The sequence below is a fragment of the Bowdeniella nasicola genome, assembly GCF_001907295.1.
GTDB lineage: Bacteria > Actinomycetota > Actinomycetes > Actinomycetales > Actinomycetaceae > Bowdeniella > Bowdeniella nasicola.
In genome coordinates this window covers 1-18080 of the sequence record NZ_MQVR01000019.1, presented here as the reverse complement: position 1 = coordinate 18080, position 18080 = coordinate 1, and the positions used below count along the sequence as shown (strand labels likewise).

15 protein-coding genes and 2 tRNA genes are annotated in these 18080 nt (G+C 62.3%); 3 read left to right on the top strand and 14 right to left on the bottom strand.

The features are described 5' to 3' along the window. The first annotated feature begins 1 nt into the window (after position 1). The gene (locus BSZ39_RS04685) at positions 2 to 166 is read left to right on the top strand and encodes a sugar phosphate nucleotidyltransferase (protein WP_222842863.1); all 165 of its coding nucleotides are present in this window, start codon (positions 2 to 4) and stop codon (positions 164 to 166) included. Here the strand turns inward: BSZ39_RS04685 and BSZ39_RS04680 are convergent. After that, positions 114 to 1964: an alpha-glucosidase gene (locus BSZ39_RS04680; RefSeq protein ID WP_222842862.1), complete on the bottom strand. Its 1851-nt coding sequence runs from the start codon at positions 1962 to 1964 to the stop codon at positions 114 to 116. The two genes, BSZ39_RS04685 and BSZ39_RS04680, sit on opposite strands and share 53 nt — an antisense overlap. Before the next feature lie 116 nt (positions 1965 to 2080). Between BSZ39_RS04680 and BSZ39_RS04675 the strand changes: the two genes are divergently transcribed. Then, entirely contained in the window at positions 2081 to 4234 is a 2154-nt protein-coding gene (locus tag BSZ39_RS04675) for an exo-alpha-sialidase (RefSeq protein WP_073716219.1), read from the top strand. A gap of 59 nt (positions 4235 to 4293) precedes the next feature. Here the strand turns inward: BSZ39_RS04675 and BSZ39_RS04670 are convergent, their stop codons facing one another. The 3 genes from BSZ39_RS04670 to BSZ39_RS14570 all read right to left on the bottom strand — a co-directional run bounded on the left by BSZ39_RS04670 (position 4294) and on the right by BSZ39_RS14570 (position 6448). Then, positions 4294 to 4785, bottom strand: coding sequence for a VOC family protein (locus tag BSZ39_RS04670; protein ID WP_073716218.1), 492 nt, complete (start codon positions 4783 to 4785; stop codon positions 4294 to 4296). 39 nt (positions 4786 to 4824) lie between these two features. Then, positions 4825 to 5592, bottom strand: coding sequence for a polysaccharide deacetylase family protein (locus BSZ39_RS04665; RefSeq protein ID WP_073716217.1), 768 nt, complete (start codon positions 5590 to 5592; stop codon positions 4825 to 4827). A gap of 550 nt (positions 5593 to 6142) precedes the next feature. Continuing rightward, the gene (locus tag BSZ39_RS14570) at positions 6143 to 6448 is read right to left on the bottom strand and encodes a hypothetical protein (RefSeq protein WP_245792426.1); all 306 of its coding nucleotides are present in this window, start codon (positions 6446 to 6448) and stop codon (positions 6143 to 6145) included. On the opposite strand from BSZ39_RS14570, the gene BSZ39_RS14565 reads away from it, so the two are divergent. Next, positions 6380 to 6730, top strand: a complete 351-nt coding sequence (locus BSZ39_RS14565) for an MMPL family transporter (RefSeq protein ID WP_425425668.1) — start codon at positions 6380 to 6382, stop codon at positions 6728 to 6730. The two genes, BSZ39_RS14570 and BSZ39_RS14565, sit on opposite strands and share 69 nt — an antisense overlap. 605 nt (positions 6731 to 7335) lie before the next feature. Here the strand turns inward: BSZ39_RS14565 and BSZ39_RS04650 are convergent. The 10 genes from BSZ39_RS04650 to dnaA form a co-directional block, all read right to left on the bottom strand. Next, a tRNA-Ala gene (locus BSZ39_RS04650) sits at positions 7336 to 7408 on the bottom strand. A gap of 14 nt (positions 7409 to 7422) precedes the next feature. Beyond that, entirely contained in the window at positions 7423 to 7575 is a 153-nt protein-coding gene (locus tag BSZ39_RS13835) for a DLW-39 family protein (RefSeq protein WP_158025088.1), read from the bottom strand. A 26-nt stretch (positions 7576 to 7601) separates the two neighbouring features. Beyond that, positions 7602 to 7675, bottom strand: a tRNA-Ile gene (locus BSZ39_RS04645). Positions 7676 to 7736: 61 nt separating this feature from the next. Further along, positions 7737 to 8297, bottom strand: coding sequence for a DUF3566 domain-containing protein (locus BSZ39_RS13175; protein ID WP_083602948.1), 561 nt, complete (start codon positions 8295 to 8297; stop codon positions 7737 to 7739). Beyond that, positions 8297 to 10768, bottom strand: coding sequence for a DNA gyrase subunit A (gyrA, locus tag BSZ39_RS04635; RefSeq protein ID WP_083602952.1), 2472 nt, complete (start codon positions 10766 to 10768; stop codon positions 8297 to 8299). Before gyrA ends, BSZ39_RS13175 begins: the two co-directional genes overlap by 1 nt. A gap of 96 nt (positions 10769 to 10864) precedes the next feature. Beyond that, complete coding sequence (gene gyrB / locus BSZ39_RS04630; protein WP_073716213.1) at positions 10865 to 12889, bottom strand: DNA topoisomerase (ATP-hydrolyzing) subunit B; 2025 nt, start codon at positions 12887 to 12889, stop codon at positions 10865 to 10867. Between the two features lie 149 nt (positions 12890 to 13038). Further along, complete coding sequence (locus tag BSZ39_RS04625) at positions 13039 to 13596, bottom strand: DciA family protein (RefSeq protein WP_073716212.1); 558 nt, start codon at positions 13594 to 13596, stop codon at positions 13039 to 13041. Beyond that, complete coding sequence (recF, locus tag BSZ39_RS04620) at positions 13589 to 14737, bottom strand: DNA replication/repair protein RecF (RefSeq protein ID WP_073716211.1); 1149 nt, start codon at positions 14735 to 14737, stop codon at positions 13589 to 13591. Before recF ends, BSZ39_RS04625 begins: the two co-directional genes overlap by 8 nt. A gap of 12 nt (positions 14738 to 14749) precedes the next feature. Beyond that, positions 14750 to 15877 (bottom strand): DNA polymerase III subunit beta, encoded by a 1128-nt coding sequence (gene dnaN, locus BSZ39_RS04615; protein WP_073716210.1) that lies wholly within the window; start codon positions 15875 to 15877, stop codon positions 14750 to 14752. A 380-nt stretch (positions 15878 to 16257) separates the two neighbouring features. Further along, positions 16258 to 17745 carry a chromosomal replication initiator protein DnaA gene (dnaA, locus tag BSZ39_RS04610; protein WP_073716209.1) on the bottom strand — a complete coding sequence of 496 codons (1488 nt, stop codon included), beginning with the start codon at positions 17743 to 17745 and terminating at the stop codon, positions 16258 to 16260. Positions 17746 to 18080 lie beyond the last annotated feature (335 nt).

The window sequence follows — 18080 nt, the reverse complement described above, 5'->3', positions numbered from 1 at the left end:
AATGATGACCTCGCCTGCCGCGATCATTCTCGCCGGCGGCAAGGAATCCCGGCTCGGGGCGCTCACCGATCATCGAGTGAAACCGGCCCTGCCAATGGGCGGAAGCTACCGGCTCATCGATGTGGCCCTGTCCAACCTCGTCCACAGTCGGGTCCGCGATATCTAGATCGTCGAGCAGTATCTGCCCCACACGCTGAACGACCACCTGTCGCACGGTCGGCCCTGTGCGACAGGAACACGAACTCCCAGCCGCGCAGCACGCGCGCGTCCGCGTCAAGGTCACTGCCGAGGACGACGCTCGCGCCCTGCGGCCACCACTCGCTAGGTACCTCGGCGTCTTCCCGCGAGAAGTTCGCAAGCGCCGTCAGGCTCTCTCCGTCGAACATCCGACGCACCGCCCACAGGTCTGGATGGGCGCAGTCGGCGAGCGGCGAGAGCAGCTCGAAGTCGCCGTGGACGAGTACCGGGTTCTCGCGGCGCAGCGCGATCAGGGCGCGATAGAACTCGAAAACCGAACCGGGCTTACCCACCTGGGCTGCCGCGTTGATGTACGCGGCCGCCGGGTTCACGGCAATCCACGGCTCGCCCGTCGAGAATCCGGCACCCGGTTCGCCACTCCATTGCATCGGTGTGCGCGCGTTATCGCGGTTGACTCGCGCGATGCCGGCGAGCATGTCGTCGAAAACTTTTCCTTCGGCCTGACGCACCGCGACATAGTTGAGGACCTCGAGGTCGCGGAACTCCGACAGGCGCTGCCACGGGGTGTTGTTCATCCCGAGTTCCTGTCCCTGGTAGACGTACGGCGTCCCGCGGTGCGCGTGCAGCATGCCCGCGAGCGCCTTTGCGGATCGTTCTCGCCACGTCCCGCCAGCGGGCGAGATCTCTTCGGAGTCATCGCCCCAGCGGCTGACCGATCGTGGCTGATCGTGGTTTTCGAAGTACAGCGAATTCCAGCCGCGCTCGTCCATCCCCTCCTGCCAGGCTGCGAGGTTTCCGGCGAGATTCGTGAGTGTATGCTCGGGCCGGTCGATCGCGAACTTGTCGCCGGGATTGTTGTCGAGACCGACGTGTTCGAACTGGAAGACCATGTCGACTTCGCCGCGTGCGGGGTCTGAGCACTTCAGCGCATCGTCGATCCCGATGCCGGGCGTCTCCCCCACCGTGAGGAACGTGCGATCCGGGTAGGCGTCGAAGACCTCGCGGCGCATCTCGGCGAGGAATTCGTGGAAGCGAGGCCCGTTCGCGCACGCGTCGAAGCAGGAGCCGCGCCCCGTCGGGCCGACCGGGCCGTCGGGCAGGCCCGGCACCTTAGAGATGAGGTTGATGACGTCCATACGGAAGCCGTCGACACCACGCTCCAGCCACCAGCGCATCATCGCGTAGACGGCCTGCCGCACCTCGGGGTTTTCCCAGTTGAGGTCAGGCTGTTTCTTGCTGAATAGGTGGAGGTAGTACTGCTGGGTGGCTTCGTTCCACTCCCACGTCGGGCCCGAGAAGAACGACTCCCAATTATTGGGTTCCTTCCCGTCCTTGCCCTCGCGCCAGATATACCAGTCGCGTTTGGGTGAGTCCTTCGCGGAGGCGGATTCGATGAACCACTCGTGCTCATCGGAGGTGTGGTTGACGACGAGGTCCATGACGAGGCGGATGTCGCGCGCGTGCAGGGCGGCGACGAGTTCGTCGAAGTCCTCGAGCGTGCCGAACATCGGGTCGATCTGCTGGTAGTTCGAGATGTCGTAGCCGTTGTCGTCTTGCGGTGAGGCACAGATCGGTGAGAGCCACACGACGCCGACGCCGAGTTGGGCCAGGTGGTCGACGTGGTCGATGGTCCCGCGCAGGTCACCGATTCCGTCGCCGTTGGAGTCTGCGAATGATCGGGGGTAGATCTGATAGACCACCTGGTCGCGCCACCACTGATTCTTGCCCATAGCTACGCCCGCTTTCGTGTCCCGGAAGATTGCCATCTGTTCTCAGGCTAGCCGGATTTTTCCCGCGATAACCACGTCCCGCTCGCCCACCTGCCATGTAACATTGGTGGAGATCTGACGTATGATCAGACGTGCCAGTCAAAGGAGACCCGATGAGATCCTCTCGCCTCGCCATCGGCGTATGCGCCCTCACCATGCTGCTCGCTCTACCCGTGTCGGCCGCGCCCTCAGGCGACTATGACGCCGACTCCCTGTGGTCGGATGATCAACCGCAATACACTCAGCAGCAACTGGCTATGGGAGGCGACGGGGTCTTCCCGAACTACCGCATTCCGGCCCTCGCAGTCACTAACGCAGGAACCATCCTTGCATCCTACGACGGACGCCCCACCGGCATCGATGCGCCGGGCCCGAACTCGATCCTGCAACGCCGTTCGGAGGACAACGGAAAGACCTGGGGCGAGCAGACCGTCATCAATGCGGGTAAGGCCGACCCCAAGGAGGGGTATTCGGATCCGAGTTACCTCGTCGATCGAGAGACCGGAACGATCTTCAACTTCCACGTGAAGTCCTATAACCAGGGCTTCTTCGGTTCCAAGCCGGGCGTCGACCCGAACGACCGCGAGGTCCTGCACGCCTATGTCGCGCAGTCCGATGACGATGGCAAGACGTGGACGAGCCGCGATATCACGGCCGAGATTACGCCGGATCTGTCGATCCGATCGCGCTTTGCCTCCTCCGGCCAGGGCATCCAACTGAAGTACGGCAAGTACAAGGGTCGCCTGATCCAGCAGTACGCGATCCTGCCGCCGAACGGGGACCTGCAGTCCGTCTCGATCTACTCCGATGACCACGGCAAAACCTGGAAGTCTGGCGAGCCGTTCGGCACCGGGATGGATGAGAACAAGACCGTCGAGCTCTCCGATGGCACCGTCATGCTGAACTCGCGCGACTCGGCCCGCTCCGGCTACCGCAAGATCGCGTACTCGACCGACGGCGGACATTCCTACGGGCCGTGGCATTACGACAAGCAGCTCATCGACCCGACGAATAACGGCTCAATCCTGCGCGCATTCCCGAATGCGAAGCAGGGCAGCCCCGAGGCAAAGGTCCTCCTGTTCTCGAACGCCGCCACGACCGACAACCGCTCCAACGGGACGGTGCGCGTCTCTTGCGATGACGGCAAGACGTGGCCGATCTCCAAGGTCTTCGCAAAGGGCCAGATGGCCTACTCCACGCTCGCGACACTGCCCGATGGCAAGATCGGTCTCCTGTGGGAGCCCGGCCATAACGGCATCATCTTCTCGAAGTTCAACACCTCGTGGCTGAACGGGCTGTGCGCGCCGCTGACCGCCAACGAAGTCGAGATCGAACGCGGCACGACCGGCAGCGCCGAGATCACGGTGCAGAACCAATTCGGCCCCGCGATCAGCGTCGATTCCCTCACCGCGAAAGCGCCGCAGGGCTGGACCGTCGAGCTCGACGGAACGCTCACGAAGCTTGCCGCGAGTGGCACGACCACCGTCACAGCGAAGGTCGCTGTCCCCGCCGGCGCGTCGAGTGGCACCTACCAGATCCCGCTCACCCTCACCGATAAGAACGGGCGCATCTCGAGCGGAACGCTAAGCGTCATCGTCCCGAAGACCGCCGATGAGGTCGACGGGCGCATCGCCGTCACCGTGAAGCACACGAACCCGAAGGAGCTCCCCTACGCCGTCGGCGACGTACTGAAGTTCAACTTCCACGTCACGAACCTGTCGAACGCGACGACGAAAGTCGTGCCATCGGGCAATCTCGAGGATTTCGATCCCGCCACCGCCAAGAAGAACTGCCGCTACTCCACACTCGGTGGCAACAAGTCGTATGACTGCCCGTTCCCGTACCACGTGGTGACGCAGGCGGACCTCGACAAGGGTTCATTCACGCCGGAAACGACATGGGTATCGACCTCGGGCTCGGACGTGACGACGATTAAGCTGTCGGAGCCGACCATCCAGCTCGTGGAGACAAAGCCGGAACCCACGGAGGAGCCGACTGAGGAACCGACGGTCGAGCCAACCGAGGAGCCCACGGTCGAACCCACCGAGGAACCAACCGTGGCCCCGACGGACGAGCCGACGATGCAGCCGACCGCGGATCCGTCGGAACCGGTCTCGCCGACCGCTACCGCTGCTCCGAGCACATCTAGCCAGCCGGCCCTGCCGATCACGGGGTCGAGCGGCGTGGCGCTCGCGATCGGTGCGGGTGCGCTGCTGCTCGGCGGCCTCGGGGCACTGATCGTGCGCCGGAAGACTGCGCTGTCCTAGACCGCGTACGCCGATGGGCGGGTAGGAGGCTCACTGCGTCCTACCCGCCCATCGGGCTGCTACTCGCCGATCAGTTCGGCGATGTCGATCTTCTTTATGTGTTCCAGTCGCTGAAAGCAGGCCGGATCGGCCATGAGATCGGTGGTGTTCTCGGGCTGGATCTGCCAGCTGACGCCGAATTGGTCCATGCACCAGCCACACTGCTCCGCCTCGGGAACGGCGGAAAGCGCTGACCAGTAGCGGTCGATCTCGTCCTGGTCGCGGCATTTGACCGCAAGCGAGACCCCGTGTGTGAACGAGAAGTACTGTTCAACGCCGGAGTCCATGGCCGAAAACCACTGGTTCTCGAGTTGGAATTCGGCGAACATGATGCCGCCCGCGGGTGCGGGTCCGGTCGGTTCGGGATAGGGCACGATGGTGTCTGCACGCGAGTTTTGGAAGGTCGCGAGATAGTACTCGATCGCTTCTTTCGCGCGGTTTTGTGCGTCGCCACCAAACATGAGCTGCGTGGTGACAAAGGGCCGGGGCTCCCCGTCGGGATTGGTCAACATGAGCTGCCACGAGACTCCGAAGCGGTCTTGAATCCAGCCTTAGCGTGGATTGAAGGGGTACTCGTCGAGGGGCATCAAGGCGGTGCCCCCCTCGGAGAGCTTTTGCCACGTGGCATCGAACGTGGCGGCAGCCTCGGGGTCACGTGCGGGATCAAAGTTGAGCAACTTGAAGGCAGGCGAGTTCACGACGGGCATCTGGAACTTCCAGATCCCGTCCTTGTTCACCGGCCACGACAGCCCGCTGGAGAGCACCATCGACGTGTCGTAGGTGAAGCCGGCGTCCTTCCACGCGGGGATCATGCGGTCGAGCTTGCCTTCGAGGCAGGGGGTGCGTCCGCCCTTGATGTGGTCGACCGGCACCTTGAGGTCGGGGAAGGAGTCGTCGTATCCGTTGATCTTTTTGTGGTCGGTCAAAAACTTTTTGAACTGCTCAATCTCGTTCGTCCAGTCCGCGATCGACCAGTCGTTGCCCGATAGGGCAGCGCCGACACAGAAGTGGCCGTTGTAGTGAGTGCCGATTTCGTGGCCGGCCTCGTAGGCCTCATTGAGATCGTTGACGAGGTTGCGGATCCGCTCGACATCGCCGCCGAAACCAACCGAGGACTTGCCCGCCTTGTGGCCGGGCCCCTGGTAGACGGACTTCTTCGCATCGTCGATGAAGTAGGTGCCGGTCACGAAGCCGACGAAACGCGCGTCGTGCTTCTTGGCGACCGCCATGAATTCTTGCCACTTCGTGTGCGAGCCGGCGCCGTCGAACGACACGATGATGAACTGCGGCGGCTTTTCGCCCGGCTTGAGCTTTTCCATTGGAACATTGCTGGCCTTGCGGCCGCTCGGGTCTGGAGTTTCGGTCGGCTCTTCGGATTCGGTGGCCGTCGGTTCGGGCGACGCGCTGTCTGTCGGTTGCGCGGCCGAGGTCGTCGGCGCCGCACTCGGTCAGTTCTCGCCGGGTTTATCGCCGGTCGGTGTGCACGCGGCGATCGACAACGCGAGGAGTGCGCCGATGGCGGCGGCGCGAGTCGGAATCGAACGTCGAGTCATGATGTAAGCCCCCTGTCGTACACATCACTTCGACCCTATCGCGTCGCCAAAAACTGCGCCTTCGGCGGATATATTAACCATTTGGTTGACAGGAAGTTCCACCACTTCCACGGTGTGGGGAGATCCGTGCGCTTGGTGAAGTGGGTGTCATGGCTGAATTATCAACTCGTCCGCATCTTGCTGACCGGCTGACCTCGCGCCGGGGCGCGTTGGTCGCCCTTGGGTAAGCGCTCCTTATCGTCACTGTCTTGTTCGGCGTGTTTCGCGGTGCGCAGGCGCCGTCCGCTAACGTCAGGCCCCCGTCAATTCCGAAGCGTCACAGGTTTCTGATCTGCTCGGGACGTTCCCGAACGCCGATCAGCAGTCGGTGCTCGTCGTCGCCTCCCGCAATGACGGGGCTGAACTGTCGGAGACGGACGTCGCCGACCTTAAGGGTTTGCTGCCAGTGCTGCTGTCGCATGCGGCCGGCGAGTCGCAGGGTCCGATGGTCAGTGAGGACGTCGCGGCCGCGGGCACGGCGTGGGGCTTCGCGTTCGACGCGGGAATCGTCAGCGTGCTCGTTTTCGGTGCCGGCACGAACTACGCGCTGCTGCTGATTTCGCGCTACCGCGAGGAACTCCAACGCACCGACAATGACCGGGCGGCGCTCGCGACCGCGTGGCGCAATACCGTGTCGGCGATTCTTGCCTCGACGTCGCGAAGCGGCCCGCGGCCAGTCTCGTCGGCGGTATCGCCCTGCTCGCCGTCATGGCGAGCGGCCTGTTCGGCACGCCGGTCGGCCTCGACCATCTCGAAAAATTCCGCGTGCAGTCCGAATCGGCGACGGGCCTGCAGACCCTGTCGGAGCACTTCCCGCCCGGGGAGGCGCAGCGATCTGGATCGTTGCCAATTCCACCGCTGCTGAAAACGTCGTCGCTGCCGCGAACGACGTCGAGGGCGTCGTGCGGGCGCATCCCGTGGGCCAGAATGCCGACGGTGCGCCGACGAAGGTCATGGTGACGAGCGAGTACTCGCCGAGCACCGAGCAAAGCCTGAACCAGGTCGCCGAACTGCGCGAAACCGTACACCCGATCGCGAACGCCGATGCCCAGGTGGGCGCCGTCGCGGCGATCGGCGCGGGTTCGTGGCTGAGCCGAGTCCTGTTCGATCAGCAGGCGCTCGACCTGCAGGTACCGATCCTCGCGTTCCTGTTCCTCGTCGCGCTCAGCATCGACTACACGATCTTCCTCGTCCACCGCGCGCCACGAGGCCGAGCACCTCGGTACGCGCGCCGGCATGGTCGAAGCGGTCGCGCAAACGGGCAGCGTCATCACGAGCGCATCCGGGCAGGCCTCGCCGACGTGAACCAGTGCCTCGCCGAGCACGACGAACAACTACGCCCACGTCTGGCGGAACCGTTCGCCACCATCATCCGCGAAGCACACGACAACCACGACGGCGAGAGAGAGGAAGCCAAACGGGAACACTCCACATCTTTCGATGTCGAGTGTTCCCGTAAGACACTTTGGGTGGAGCCAAGGGGACTCGAACCCCTAACCCCCTGCTTGCAAAGCAGGTGCGCTACCAATTGCGCCATGGCCCCTTCGTAGAGGAAGTCTACTTCTGGAAGGCGATGAGGTCTTCTGGAGTCTCTCCGAAGCTGTCGGTGACCTCGGCCCAGATATCGCGCTCTTCGCGCTCCTGCTGGATCTTGACCCACAGGGCATACCCGGCGATGGATGCGGCGGCGATTGCCAGAATCTTCTTCATGGTGCCCTCCTTGTACGGATTCACGGTGGGCCTAGCTGGACTCGAACCAGCGACCTCTTCCTTATCAGGGAAGCGCTCTAACCGACTGAGCTATAGGCCCGGGCCACATGAGAATATCTCATGTTCCGGCTCATTCCCAAACTGGGTGAGGGTGTTCCCGCTCACTCCTCGACGAGGGTGACGTGGATCCCTCCGACGAGCGAGGCGACGATGTTGTAAATGAACGCGCCGATCGTCATGAGGGCGGTGAGCAGGATCGTGTTGACGATGGCGATGATGGTCGCGATCGAGATGATCTTGTCGAAGTGCAGGTAGCCGAGCAGCTTGGAGAACTCGCCCGAGGACGTGTCGATCTCGCCGATGATCTGCGTGATCGAGGAGAACACCTGGAACGAGTCGAGCAGCAGCCACGCGAGCGCGGCGGCAATGACCGTCATGATGCCGATGGCGATCGACAGCAGGAAGCCGAGCTTCATGACCGACCACGGGTCGACGCGCTGGACGACGCGGTAGTCGACCTGCAGGCCCGTTGTGAGGCCTTCGCCGCGGCGGAGGGTGAATCCCGTGCGAGGCTTGTCCTCGTCCGCGGCGGGCTCCGGCGCGACGTCGGTTTCCGGGGGAGGCGGCGTCGACGCGTCGGAGACGGGCTGTGTGGTGTCCTGCCAGTAGGAGGCGTCGACGGTCGTGTCCGCGGCGCTGTCTCCCTTGTTCTCCTGGCTCATTACGCCTCCTCAGACGACTGGTCCTCGTCGTCATCTACATCGTCGGTTTCGTTGTTCAAGGTCACCGCGATGATACGGTCCCCCTTGTCAGGCTTCGCGAACGTGACGCCCTGGGTATTGCGCCCGGTCAGGTTCACTTCCGCGACCTTTGTACGAACGATCTTGCCACGTTCCATGATGACAAGGACCTCATCGGCTCCGTGAGTCACAAGTGCGCCGACGAGATCGCCGCGCTGTTCGACGAGATTCGCGACCTTGATGCCCATGCCGCCGCGGCCCTGGACGCGGTATTCCGACAGGCGGGTGCGCTTGGCGAAGCCGCCCTCGGTGACGACGAACAGGTCGGCATCGTCCTCGACGACGTCCATCGTGAGGAGCTCGTCGCCGTCCTTGAAGCGCATGCCCATGACGCCGGAGGTCGCGCGGCCCATGGGGCGCAGCGCGTCGTCGGTCGCGGTGAAGCGGATCGACTGGCCCTTCTTCGACACGAGGATGAGGTCGTCGCCCTGGCAGGCCAGGCGCGCGGAGACGAGCTGATCGGGGTTGCCGTCCTCGTCCTCGCGCAGGCGGATCGCGATGACGCCGCCGGAGCGGTTGGAGTCGTATTCGGTCAGGTACGTCTTCTTCACGAGGCCTTCGCGGGTGGCGAGGACCAGGTAGTCTGCGTGTTCGTAGTCCCGAACCGCGAGGACTTCGGCGATGCGCTCATCGGGCTGGAAGGCGAGCAGGTTCGCGACGTGCTGGCCCTTGGCATCGCGGCCGCCCTCGGGCAGTTCGTACGCCTTGGCGCGGTAGACGCGGCCGAGGTTCGTGAAGAACAGCAGCCAGTGGTGCGTCGTCGTCGTGAAGAAATGCTCGACGATGTCGTCCTCGCGCAGGGCCGCGCCGCGCACGCCCTTGCCGCCGCGCCGCTGGGAGCGGTAGTTGTCGATGCGAGTGCGCTTTGCGTAGCCGCCGCGGGTGATCGTGACGACGATGTCTTCTTCGGGGATGAGGTCTTCCATGCTCATCTCGCCGTCGAAGGGCAGGATCGTCGTGCGGCGCTCGTCGCCGTACTTTGCGACGAGGGCGTCGAGTTCTTCGCCGACGATGGAGCGCTGGCGCTCCGGCGTCGCGATGATGTCCTCGTAGTCGAGGATCTGTTCCTTGAGCTCGTCGTATTCCTGCTGGATCTTCATCCGCTCGAGGGCGGCGAGGCGACGCAGCTGCATCGACAGGATCGCTTCGGCCTGGACCTCGTCGATCTCGAGGAGCTCCATGAGGCCGTTGCGGGCGTCTTCCGTCGTGCGGGAGGCGCGGATAAGGGCAATGACCTCGTCGAGCGCGTCAAGGGCCTTCATGTAGCCCTCGAGCAAGTGCATGCGCTCCTGCGCCTTGTGCAGCAGGTAGCGGGTGCGGCGGACGATGACGTCGATCTGGTGGTTCACCCAGTGGCGGATGAAACCGTCGATCGACAACGTGCGCGGCACGCCATCGACGAGCGCGAGCATGTTCGCCGGGAAGTTCAACTGCATCGCCGTGTGCTTGTACAGGTTGTTGAGCACAACCTTGGCGACGGCGTCGCGTTTCAGGATGATGACGAGGCGCTGGCCGGTACGGCCGGAGGACTCGTCGCGGATGTCGGCGATGCCGGGCAGGCGGCCTTCGTTGACGCCTTCGGCGATGCGCTTCAGGAGTCGGTCGGGGTTGACCTGGTAGGGCAGTTCGGTGACGACGAGGCACGTGCGGCCGTTGATTTCGTCGACCTCGACGACCGCGCGCATCGTGATCGAGCCGCGGCCAGTGCGGTAGGCCTCTTCGACACCGCGGGTCCCAAGGATCTGGGCGCCCGTCGGGAAATCGGGGCCCTTGATGCGCTTGAGCAGCGCCTCGAGGAGTTCTTCGTTTTCGGCTTCGGGGTTCTCCAGCAGCCACTTGACGCCCTCGGCGACTTCGCGCAGGTTGTGCGGCGGGATGCGGGTAGCCATACCGACGGCGATGCCTTCGGAGCCGTTGACGAGCAGGTTCGGGAACCGCGCGGGCAGGACGACGGGCTCCTGATTGCGGCCGTCGTAGTTGTCCTGGAAGTCGACGGTGTCACGCTCGATATCCCGCACCATTTCGATGGCTATCGGCGCCATCTTGGCCTCGGTATAACGCGGGGCCGCAGCGCCCTGGTCACCGGCGGAGCCGAAGTTACCTTGGCCGACAGCGAGCGGATAGCGCATTGACCATGGCTGGACAAGACGCACGAGGGTGTCGTAAATCGGCGAGTCGCCGTGTGGGTGGTAGTTCGAAATAACATCGCCGACGATGCGCGCCGACTTAAAGAATGCGCTGTCGGGGCGGTAGCCGCCGTCGTACATCGCGTAAATCACGCGGCGGTGGACAGGCTTCAGGCCATCGCGGACGTCGGGCAGGGCACGGCCGACAATAACGGACATGGCGTAGTCGAGGTAAGACCGCTTCATCTCGGTCTTGAGGTCGACCATCTCGATCCGGTCGCGGCCCTCGGTTACGACATCGAGGTTGTCGCTGGTGTGCTCATCGCTCACAGTGATACTTCTTTCGCGTCGGGGGGTTGCTCGTTAGATATCGAGGAACCGGACGTCCTTGGCATTACGTTGGATAAAGGTGCGGCGGGATTCGACGTCTTCGCCCATGAGGATGGAGAAGATCTCGTCGGCCGCGGCCGCCTCCCCGATGGACACCTTCTTCAGGGTGCGCGTTTCGGGATTCATGGTCGTTTCCCACAGCTCGTGGTCGTTCATCTCGCCGAGGCCCTTGTAGCGCTGGATGCCGCCTTCCTTGGGCAGGCGATTACCGGCAGCGCGGCCCTGCTCGAGGGCGGCGTCGCGCTCCTTGTCGCTGTACACGTACTGGTGCGGGGCGTTCGTCCACTTCACGCGGTACAGCGGCGGCTGGGCGAGGTACACGTAGCCACCTTCGACGAGCGGCTTCATATAGCGGAAGAGCAGGGTCAGCAGCAGCGTCGCGATGTGCTGGCCGTCGACGTCAGCGTCAGCCATCAGCACGATTTTGTAGTAACGCAGCTTGGAGATGTCGAACTCTTCGCCGATGCCGGTGCCGAACGCGGTGATGAGAGCCCGGATTTCCTCGTTCGACAAGGCGCGATCGAGGCGGGCCTTTTCGACGTTGAGAATCTTTCCACGCAGCGGCAGGATCGCCTGGGTTTCGGGATCGCGGCCCTGGACGGCCGAGCCTCCGGCCGAGTCACCCTCGACGAGGAAGATCTCGCACAGCGAGGCATCCCGCGACGAGCAATCCTTGAGCTTGCCCGGCATCGACGCGGATTCCAGCGCGCCCTTGCGGCGCGTAGCTTCGCGCGCCTTGCGGGCGGCGAGGCGCGCCGCGGCGGCCTGCTGGGATTTGCGGATGATGCCGCGCGCTTCGGACGGATGCGCATCAAACCAGTCGCCGAGCTTGGCATACAGCTGCTGCTGGACGAACGTGCGCGCCTCGGTGTTGCCGAGCTTCGTCTTCGTCTGGCCCTCGAACTGCGGCTCGCCGAGCTTGATGGAGATGACGGCCGTCAGGCCCTCGCGGATGTCATCGCCCGTGAGGTTGTCGTCCTTGTCCTTCAGCAGGCCCTTATCCTTGGCGTACTTGTTGACGATCGAGGTCAGCGCGGAGCGGAAGCCCTCTTCGTGCGTGCCGCCTTCGGACGTGTTGATCGTGTTGGCGTAGGTGTGGACGGATTCGGAGTAACCGTTCGTCCACTGCATCGCGATTTCCAGCGAAATCTTGCGGTCAGTGTCCTCCGCCGAGAAGTCGATGACGTCGTTGTGCACGGGCTCGACGCGCTTCGCGGAGTTCAGATACTCGACGAAGTCGTACAGGCCGCGCTCGTACAGGTAGGTGACCTCGCGGTGGCCCGGCTTCGGATCATCCGCCGCGCCCTCGTAGTCGCCGGTGATCTCGTCTCCGGCATCGGTCGCTTCATCGCGCTCGTCGGTGAGCGTGATCTTCAGGCCCTTATTGAGAAACGCCATCTGCTGGAAGCGTGCGCGCAGCGTCTCGAAGTCGAACTCGACCGTCTCGAAAATTTCGGGATCCGGGTAGAACGTCTGGCTTGTGCCGGTCTCGTCGGTTGGCTCCCCCTTGCGGAGCTCACCGACGGGCTTGCCGCCATCGGCAAACGACTGGTACCACGTGGATCCCTGACGCTTAATGACCGTTTCGACGCGGGTCGACAGTGCGTTGACTACGGAGACACCGACGCCGTGCAGGCCGCCGGAAACCGCGTAGGAATCGCCGCCGAACTTACCGCCGGCGTGCAGGATCGTCATGACGACCTGGACGGTCGGGATTCCTTCGCTCGGGTGGATGTCGACCGGGATGCCGCGGCCGTTGTCCTCGACGCGAATGCCCCCGTCGTTTTGGATCGTTACCTCGATGTGGGTGCAGTATCCCGCGAGGGCTTCATCGACGGCGTTATCGACGACTTCGTAGACCAGATGGTGAAGACCGCGCTCGCCCGTGGAGCCGATGTACATGCCCGGGCGTTTGCGGACTGCTTCGAGCCCTTCGAGTACGGTGATAGAGCTGGCACCGTAATCCGGTCGGTCCTCGGTGCTCGTTGCGTCAACCACGATAGGGGTTACTCCTTCAGGCACGGATACAGCCCGGCGACGCAGACATTCGGCCACCACGGTCGACGCGCATTTCGCACGGGCTCTGAACTTCTTTAGTTTAGCAAAAAACGAAGATTTCCGAAGTTATCCACAAGCTGTGAATAATCTTAGTTGTAGGTGTCTCTCGGGCCCCGGCCTTTGACCACGCGAGGGCCTTTTTTCCAGCTCGGAGCGACCGGTCCGAGGATCTTGATTTCGCTGACGATGCCCTCCCCCGCCTCTTCCTCGATCCGGCGTTCGATTTGGGGAAGTAACAACTTCAGCTGGGTCGCCCATGCCGTCGAGGACGTGCGAATCGTGAGGACACCATCGCTGAACTTCTCGGCGGTGCAGTGTTTGGCCATCTGCTCACCGACGATGGACTCCCAGTTGCCTAGGATGGCGCCAGCACCGACCTCAGCGAACCAATCGCGCATCCGGATGAAGCGTTCCGCGATATTCGCGATCGGCTGCGGGTCTCGTCGCGACCGCCGCGCGCCGCTACCTGGATCACCGAGCCCCGGCCCGGAAAGCGGCAGCGCATCGATTTCCTCGATGAGGTCGTCTGCGTGAATCTGGCGGTTATGGCCGGTCCGGCCACGCCGGTATTTCACGCCTCGCGTCAAACGTTGGGCGCGGTTGAACGCCTGCAGTGCCGCGGCATCACGATCGTCCTTGTCAGTCATCGGATCGGCTCACCTCCGATTCATGCACGCGGTACCACGTCGCCTCGAGCTCATCGGGCACATCAGAATCGACCGCCGCCGTGACAAAAACCTGCTCGGCATCGGAGACAATCGCCGCGAGTTGGCGCCGACGCTGTTTGTCGAGTTCCGCAAAGACATCATCGAGGATGAGGATCGGGGGCGTTCTGCCATCGGCCTCATCACCGGCCTTCAACAGCTGGTAGGACGCGAGCCTGAGCGCGAGCGCAAAAGACCACGATTCGCCGTGCGACGCATATCCGCGTGCTGGCAATTCGTTCAGGTGAAGCATAAAGTCGTCGCGATGTGGGCCAGTCAGCGTCACGCCGCGTTCGATTTCGCGGCCGCGGTTGTCCCGTAAGGCCTCGCTCATCGCGTCGCGGATACGGTCGTAATCCTGTAATTCAGCGAGTTCGAGCTCCCCGAGCGAGGACTTAATGCCGATCGAAGCGACAGACTGACCACTCGCGACCTGATCATAGGCGTCAGCGACGAGAGGTTGTAATTCCGTAACGACATCCGCTCGCGCGACGATGAGCTGAGCGCCGAGGTCAGCGACCTGATCGTCCCACACGTCCAGCGTGGAAAGGTCGGGCTCCCGCCCGGAACGCTGCTGGCCATAGGCGCTTTTGAGTAGCGCCGAACGTTGACGGAGCACACGGTCGTAATCGGATTTCACTCCCGCGAGCCTAGGCGTGAACTGGATCAGCAGCTCATCGAGGAACCGCCGTCGATCGCTCGGATCGCCCTTCACGAGCGTGAGATCTTCGGGCGCGAAGACGACACAGTGGATGATCCCCAGCAGCTCGCGAGTCTTCACCGGGCTCCGATTCAGGCGTGCCCGGTTCGCTTTTCCCGCGAGAATCTCCACTTCCACCATTGTGGAGCGGTCGGCGTCTTGTACTTTTGCACGAATGACACCCGCATTATGGCCCGCCTTGACGAGGGCAGTGTCGGCCGCGACCCGGTGGGACGAGAACGTCGCTAGGTAGGCGATCGCCTCAACGAGGTTGGTTTTTCCTTGCCCATTGAGCCCCACCAGTGCATTCGCCCCGGGACCGAATTCCACGACCGCATGGTCGTAGGAACGGAACGTGTCGAGCGCGAGGTGGGAGATGTACACGGGACGGAGTGGTTAGACCCCAACTCGAATCGGCATCAGGAGGTAGCGGAACGTCGTGTCGTCATCGCCATCCAGCTTTTCCTGCCCGGTGAGCACGGCCGGCTTGGACGGGTGCGTGAAGGACAACCGCACGTACGGCGTTTGAATGACAGAAAGTCCGTCGAGCAGGTACGGCGGGTTGTAAGCCGTCACCAGATCTTCGCCGACGAGGCTCGCCTGGACCGCTTCCGACGCCTGCGCGTTTTCGCCCTGGCCCGCTTCCAGTGCGAGCTCACCATCGGTGAACGTCAGACGGATCGGCGCATTGCGCTCTGCCACCAGAGCCACGCGCTTGACAGCTTCCGTAATCGCCGCGGTATCGACGACGGCGTAGGTCGGAGTGGCATCCGGGAATAGGCGACGGACCTTCGGGTAGTCACCCTCGACGAGCTGGGAGGTCGTGTGCTTTCCACCGGCCTCGAACCCGATGAGCGAACCTTCGCCCTCGGTGTCCAGGGTGACCTGCACGTCTTCGCCGGCGGTCATTGAACGCGCGACATCGGTGAGCGTCCGGGCGCGCACGAGTGCGGTAGTCGAAACCTCGGGATCGGTCGGGATCCAGTTGAGTTCACGCAGCGCGAGGCGGTAGCGGTCGGTCGCCATGAGAGTGAGCTTCTCACCCTCGATCTCCATGAGAACACCGGTGAGCAGCGGCAACGTGTCATCACGCGAAGCGGCGATCGACACCTGGCTGACAGCATCGGTAAAGACACCGGGTTCGATCTGGCCCGCGAGATTGGGCATCGACGGAAGTGCGGGGTAATCCTCCAGCGGCATCGTCAGGAGGTTGAAGCGGGAAGCACCACAGATCAGCGACACCGAATGCTCATCGGACTCGAACGTCACGGGCTTATTCGGCAGCGACTTACAAATATCCGCGAGCAGTCGACCGAGGACGAGAACCTCGCCGGCGGACTCAATTTCCGCGGGCAGTTCGCACTTCGCGGAGACTTCGTAGTCGAAAGACGACAAGGTCAGGGCACCCTCGCGAGCCGTAATCCGGACGCCGGCGAGCACCGGGACGGCCGGCCGAGTCGGCAGTGAACGGGCTGTCCAGGTGACGGCTTCAGTCAGCACATCTCGATCAACCTTGAACTTCACGATCTCTCATTTCTTCCGTTTGGATGCTCCGGGGATCCTACCGAATGCCCCAGTCTAAGAATGTCACGAATCAACCGGCCGCGTGATGGGCCCATCGAAGCTCACATGCCCGCTAGACCCAAGTACTTCGGGATTGATCCAATTCTTGTAACTATGTAGTCATCATCATAGGGGGTGTGGAATCTGTGGGTAACTCGATTTTTGGTGATGATCTCGCGGCATTGGCCTGTTGATAGAGTGCGGATATTTCTGGTACAACCAGCGCTTGGATGTGAGTGACAAAATCTCTTCACCAACGCATCCCCGATGCTGGCTTCGGTTGTGCACGGAAAATCGCACGGTCCCACAGCCCATTCACAACTCGCTGTGAATGACACGAATCAGGACCCGCCCCGCATCGCATGCTGGCGGATATTCATTGTCAAATCCTTGACTTGCTGGTAGATGTTGGGCTTTTCGGCCAGCTGTGCGGTGATCTTCTTGACCGCGTGCATGACCGTCGTGTGGTCCTTACCGAATGCCTCACCGATATTCGGCAGTGACAGATCCGTGAGCTCGCGGCACAGGTACATCGCGATCTGACGAGCGGTGACAATCGTGCGCGTTCGGTCAGGAGAGCGTAGGGCTTCGATGCTGATGTCGAAGTGTTTCGCTGTTTGCGTCATGATCATGGCCGGTGTGATCTCTTGCCCGTTGGGGTCGGTGATGATGTCTTTCAGCACCAGTTCTGCGAGAGACAGATCGACCGGGGTACGGTTGAGATTCGCGAATGCGGTGACTCGGATGAGGGCACCTTCGAGTTCTCGGATGTTCGTGACAATGCGGGTCGCGATGTACTCCAGAACATCGGAACCGACTTCGAGGCTCTCAGCCTGTGCCTTTTTCCGCAAGATTGCGATACGAGTTTCCAGATCCGGTGGCTGGACGTCGGTCAGCAATCCCATCTCGAACCGGGAGATCAGTCGGTCACCAAAACCCTGGAGCTGCTTGGGCGGAATATCCGAGGTGATGACGACCTGCTTCGAGTCGTTGTACAGCGTGTTGAACGTGTGGAAGAACTCTTCGACGGTCTGCTCCTTACCACCCAGGAACTGGATGTCATCGATGAGGAGCACATCGACGTTGCGGTAACGGCGCTGAAAATTCTCCGCCTTGTCATCTCGAATCGAGTTGATGAAGTCGTTCGTGAACTCTTCGGAGTTGACGTACTTGACCCGGATTCCCGAAAAAAGATGCCTAGCGTAGTGGCCGATTGCGTGCAGTAAGTGGGTCTTTCCCAGACCCGAGCCCCCGTAAATGAACAGCGGGGAGTATGCCTTCGCGGGAGCTTCGGCGACAGCGGTTGCCGCTGCCTGGGCAAATCGGTTTGAGGGACCGGTCACGAACGTTTCGAACGTGTACTTCGGGTTCAGTCGCGCAGGATCCTCATCATCGAGGGGCAATGGCGTCGGTTTCGCAAGGGACCGTGCGGGCGGCTCGGTCGTGCTCGCGCTCGATGATTCCCCAAAATTTGGGTGAATGACATTCAACGGCGGTGCCACCGGCTCTTCCTGCGTCTTCGGAACCTCGCGAGCCGGCGCAGGGGTAGCCTCCACAGCCGACATCGGCATGTTCTCAAGTTCCGGATTTACCGCGAAAATCAGGGAAAGTTCCTGGCCGGTGATCTCGGCTACCGCCTGGTGCAGGGCATCGCGTAGGTGAGTTTCGAGATGATCGCGAGCGATGCCGGAGGGAACCTCGACGATGAGGTGCTGATCAGTCTTCGCGGTGGGGCGAGCCAGGTAAGTGAAAGCCATGGATACGCGAGGATTTGAGGGATCCTGCTGCAATCGGCTGATCACACTGTTCCACAACTCGCTTAGATCCATGACACTCCCCTAGACATTCATACGATCACTCTGCTCAGTGTGGCAGAGCTGACGTATCGGTGCTTGCCTAGTATGCCTCAGGAACGACTTATCCACACACGTATCCACAGATTGTGGGAAACACCGGTTCGCGCGATGATCGCGCATTTTTTGAACTACAGAGATGTAGTTTCACACAGCCAGACTCCAAATCTCCACAACTGTTCACACTTGTTCCACAAGAGCTAGAAGGGCTCTTCGCAATCCAGGGTGTAGGTAGCGTTGTTCGGGTTTGCGGCGTGGCGGCTGGTTGAAGGGGTCGAGGCCCTCCGAAGATGAAGGTTTCTACACGCCTG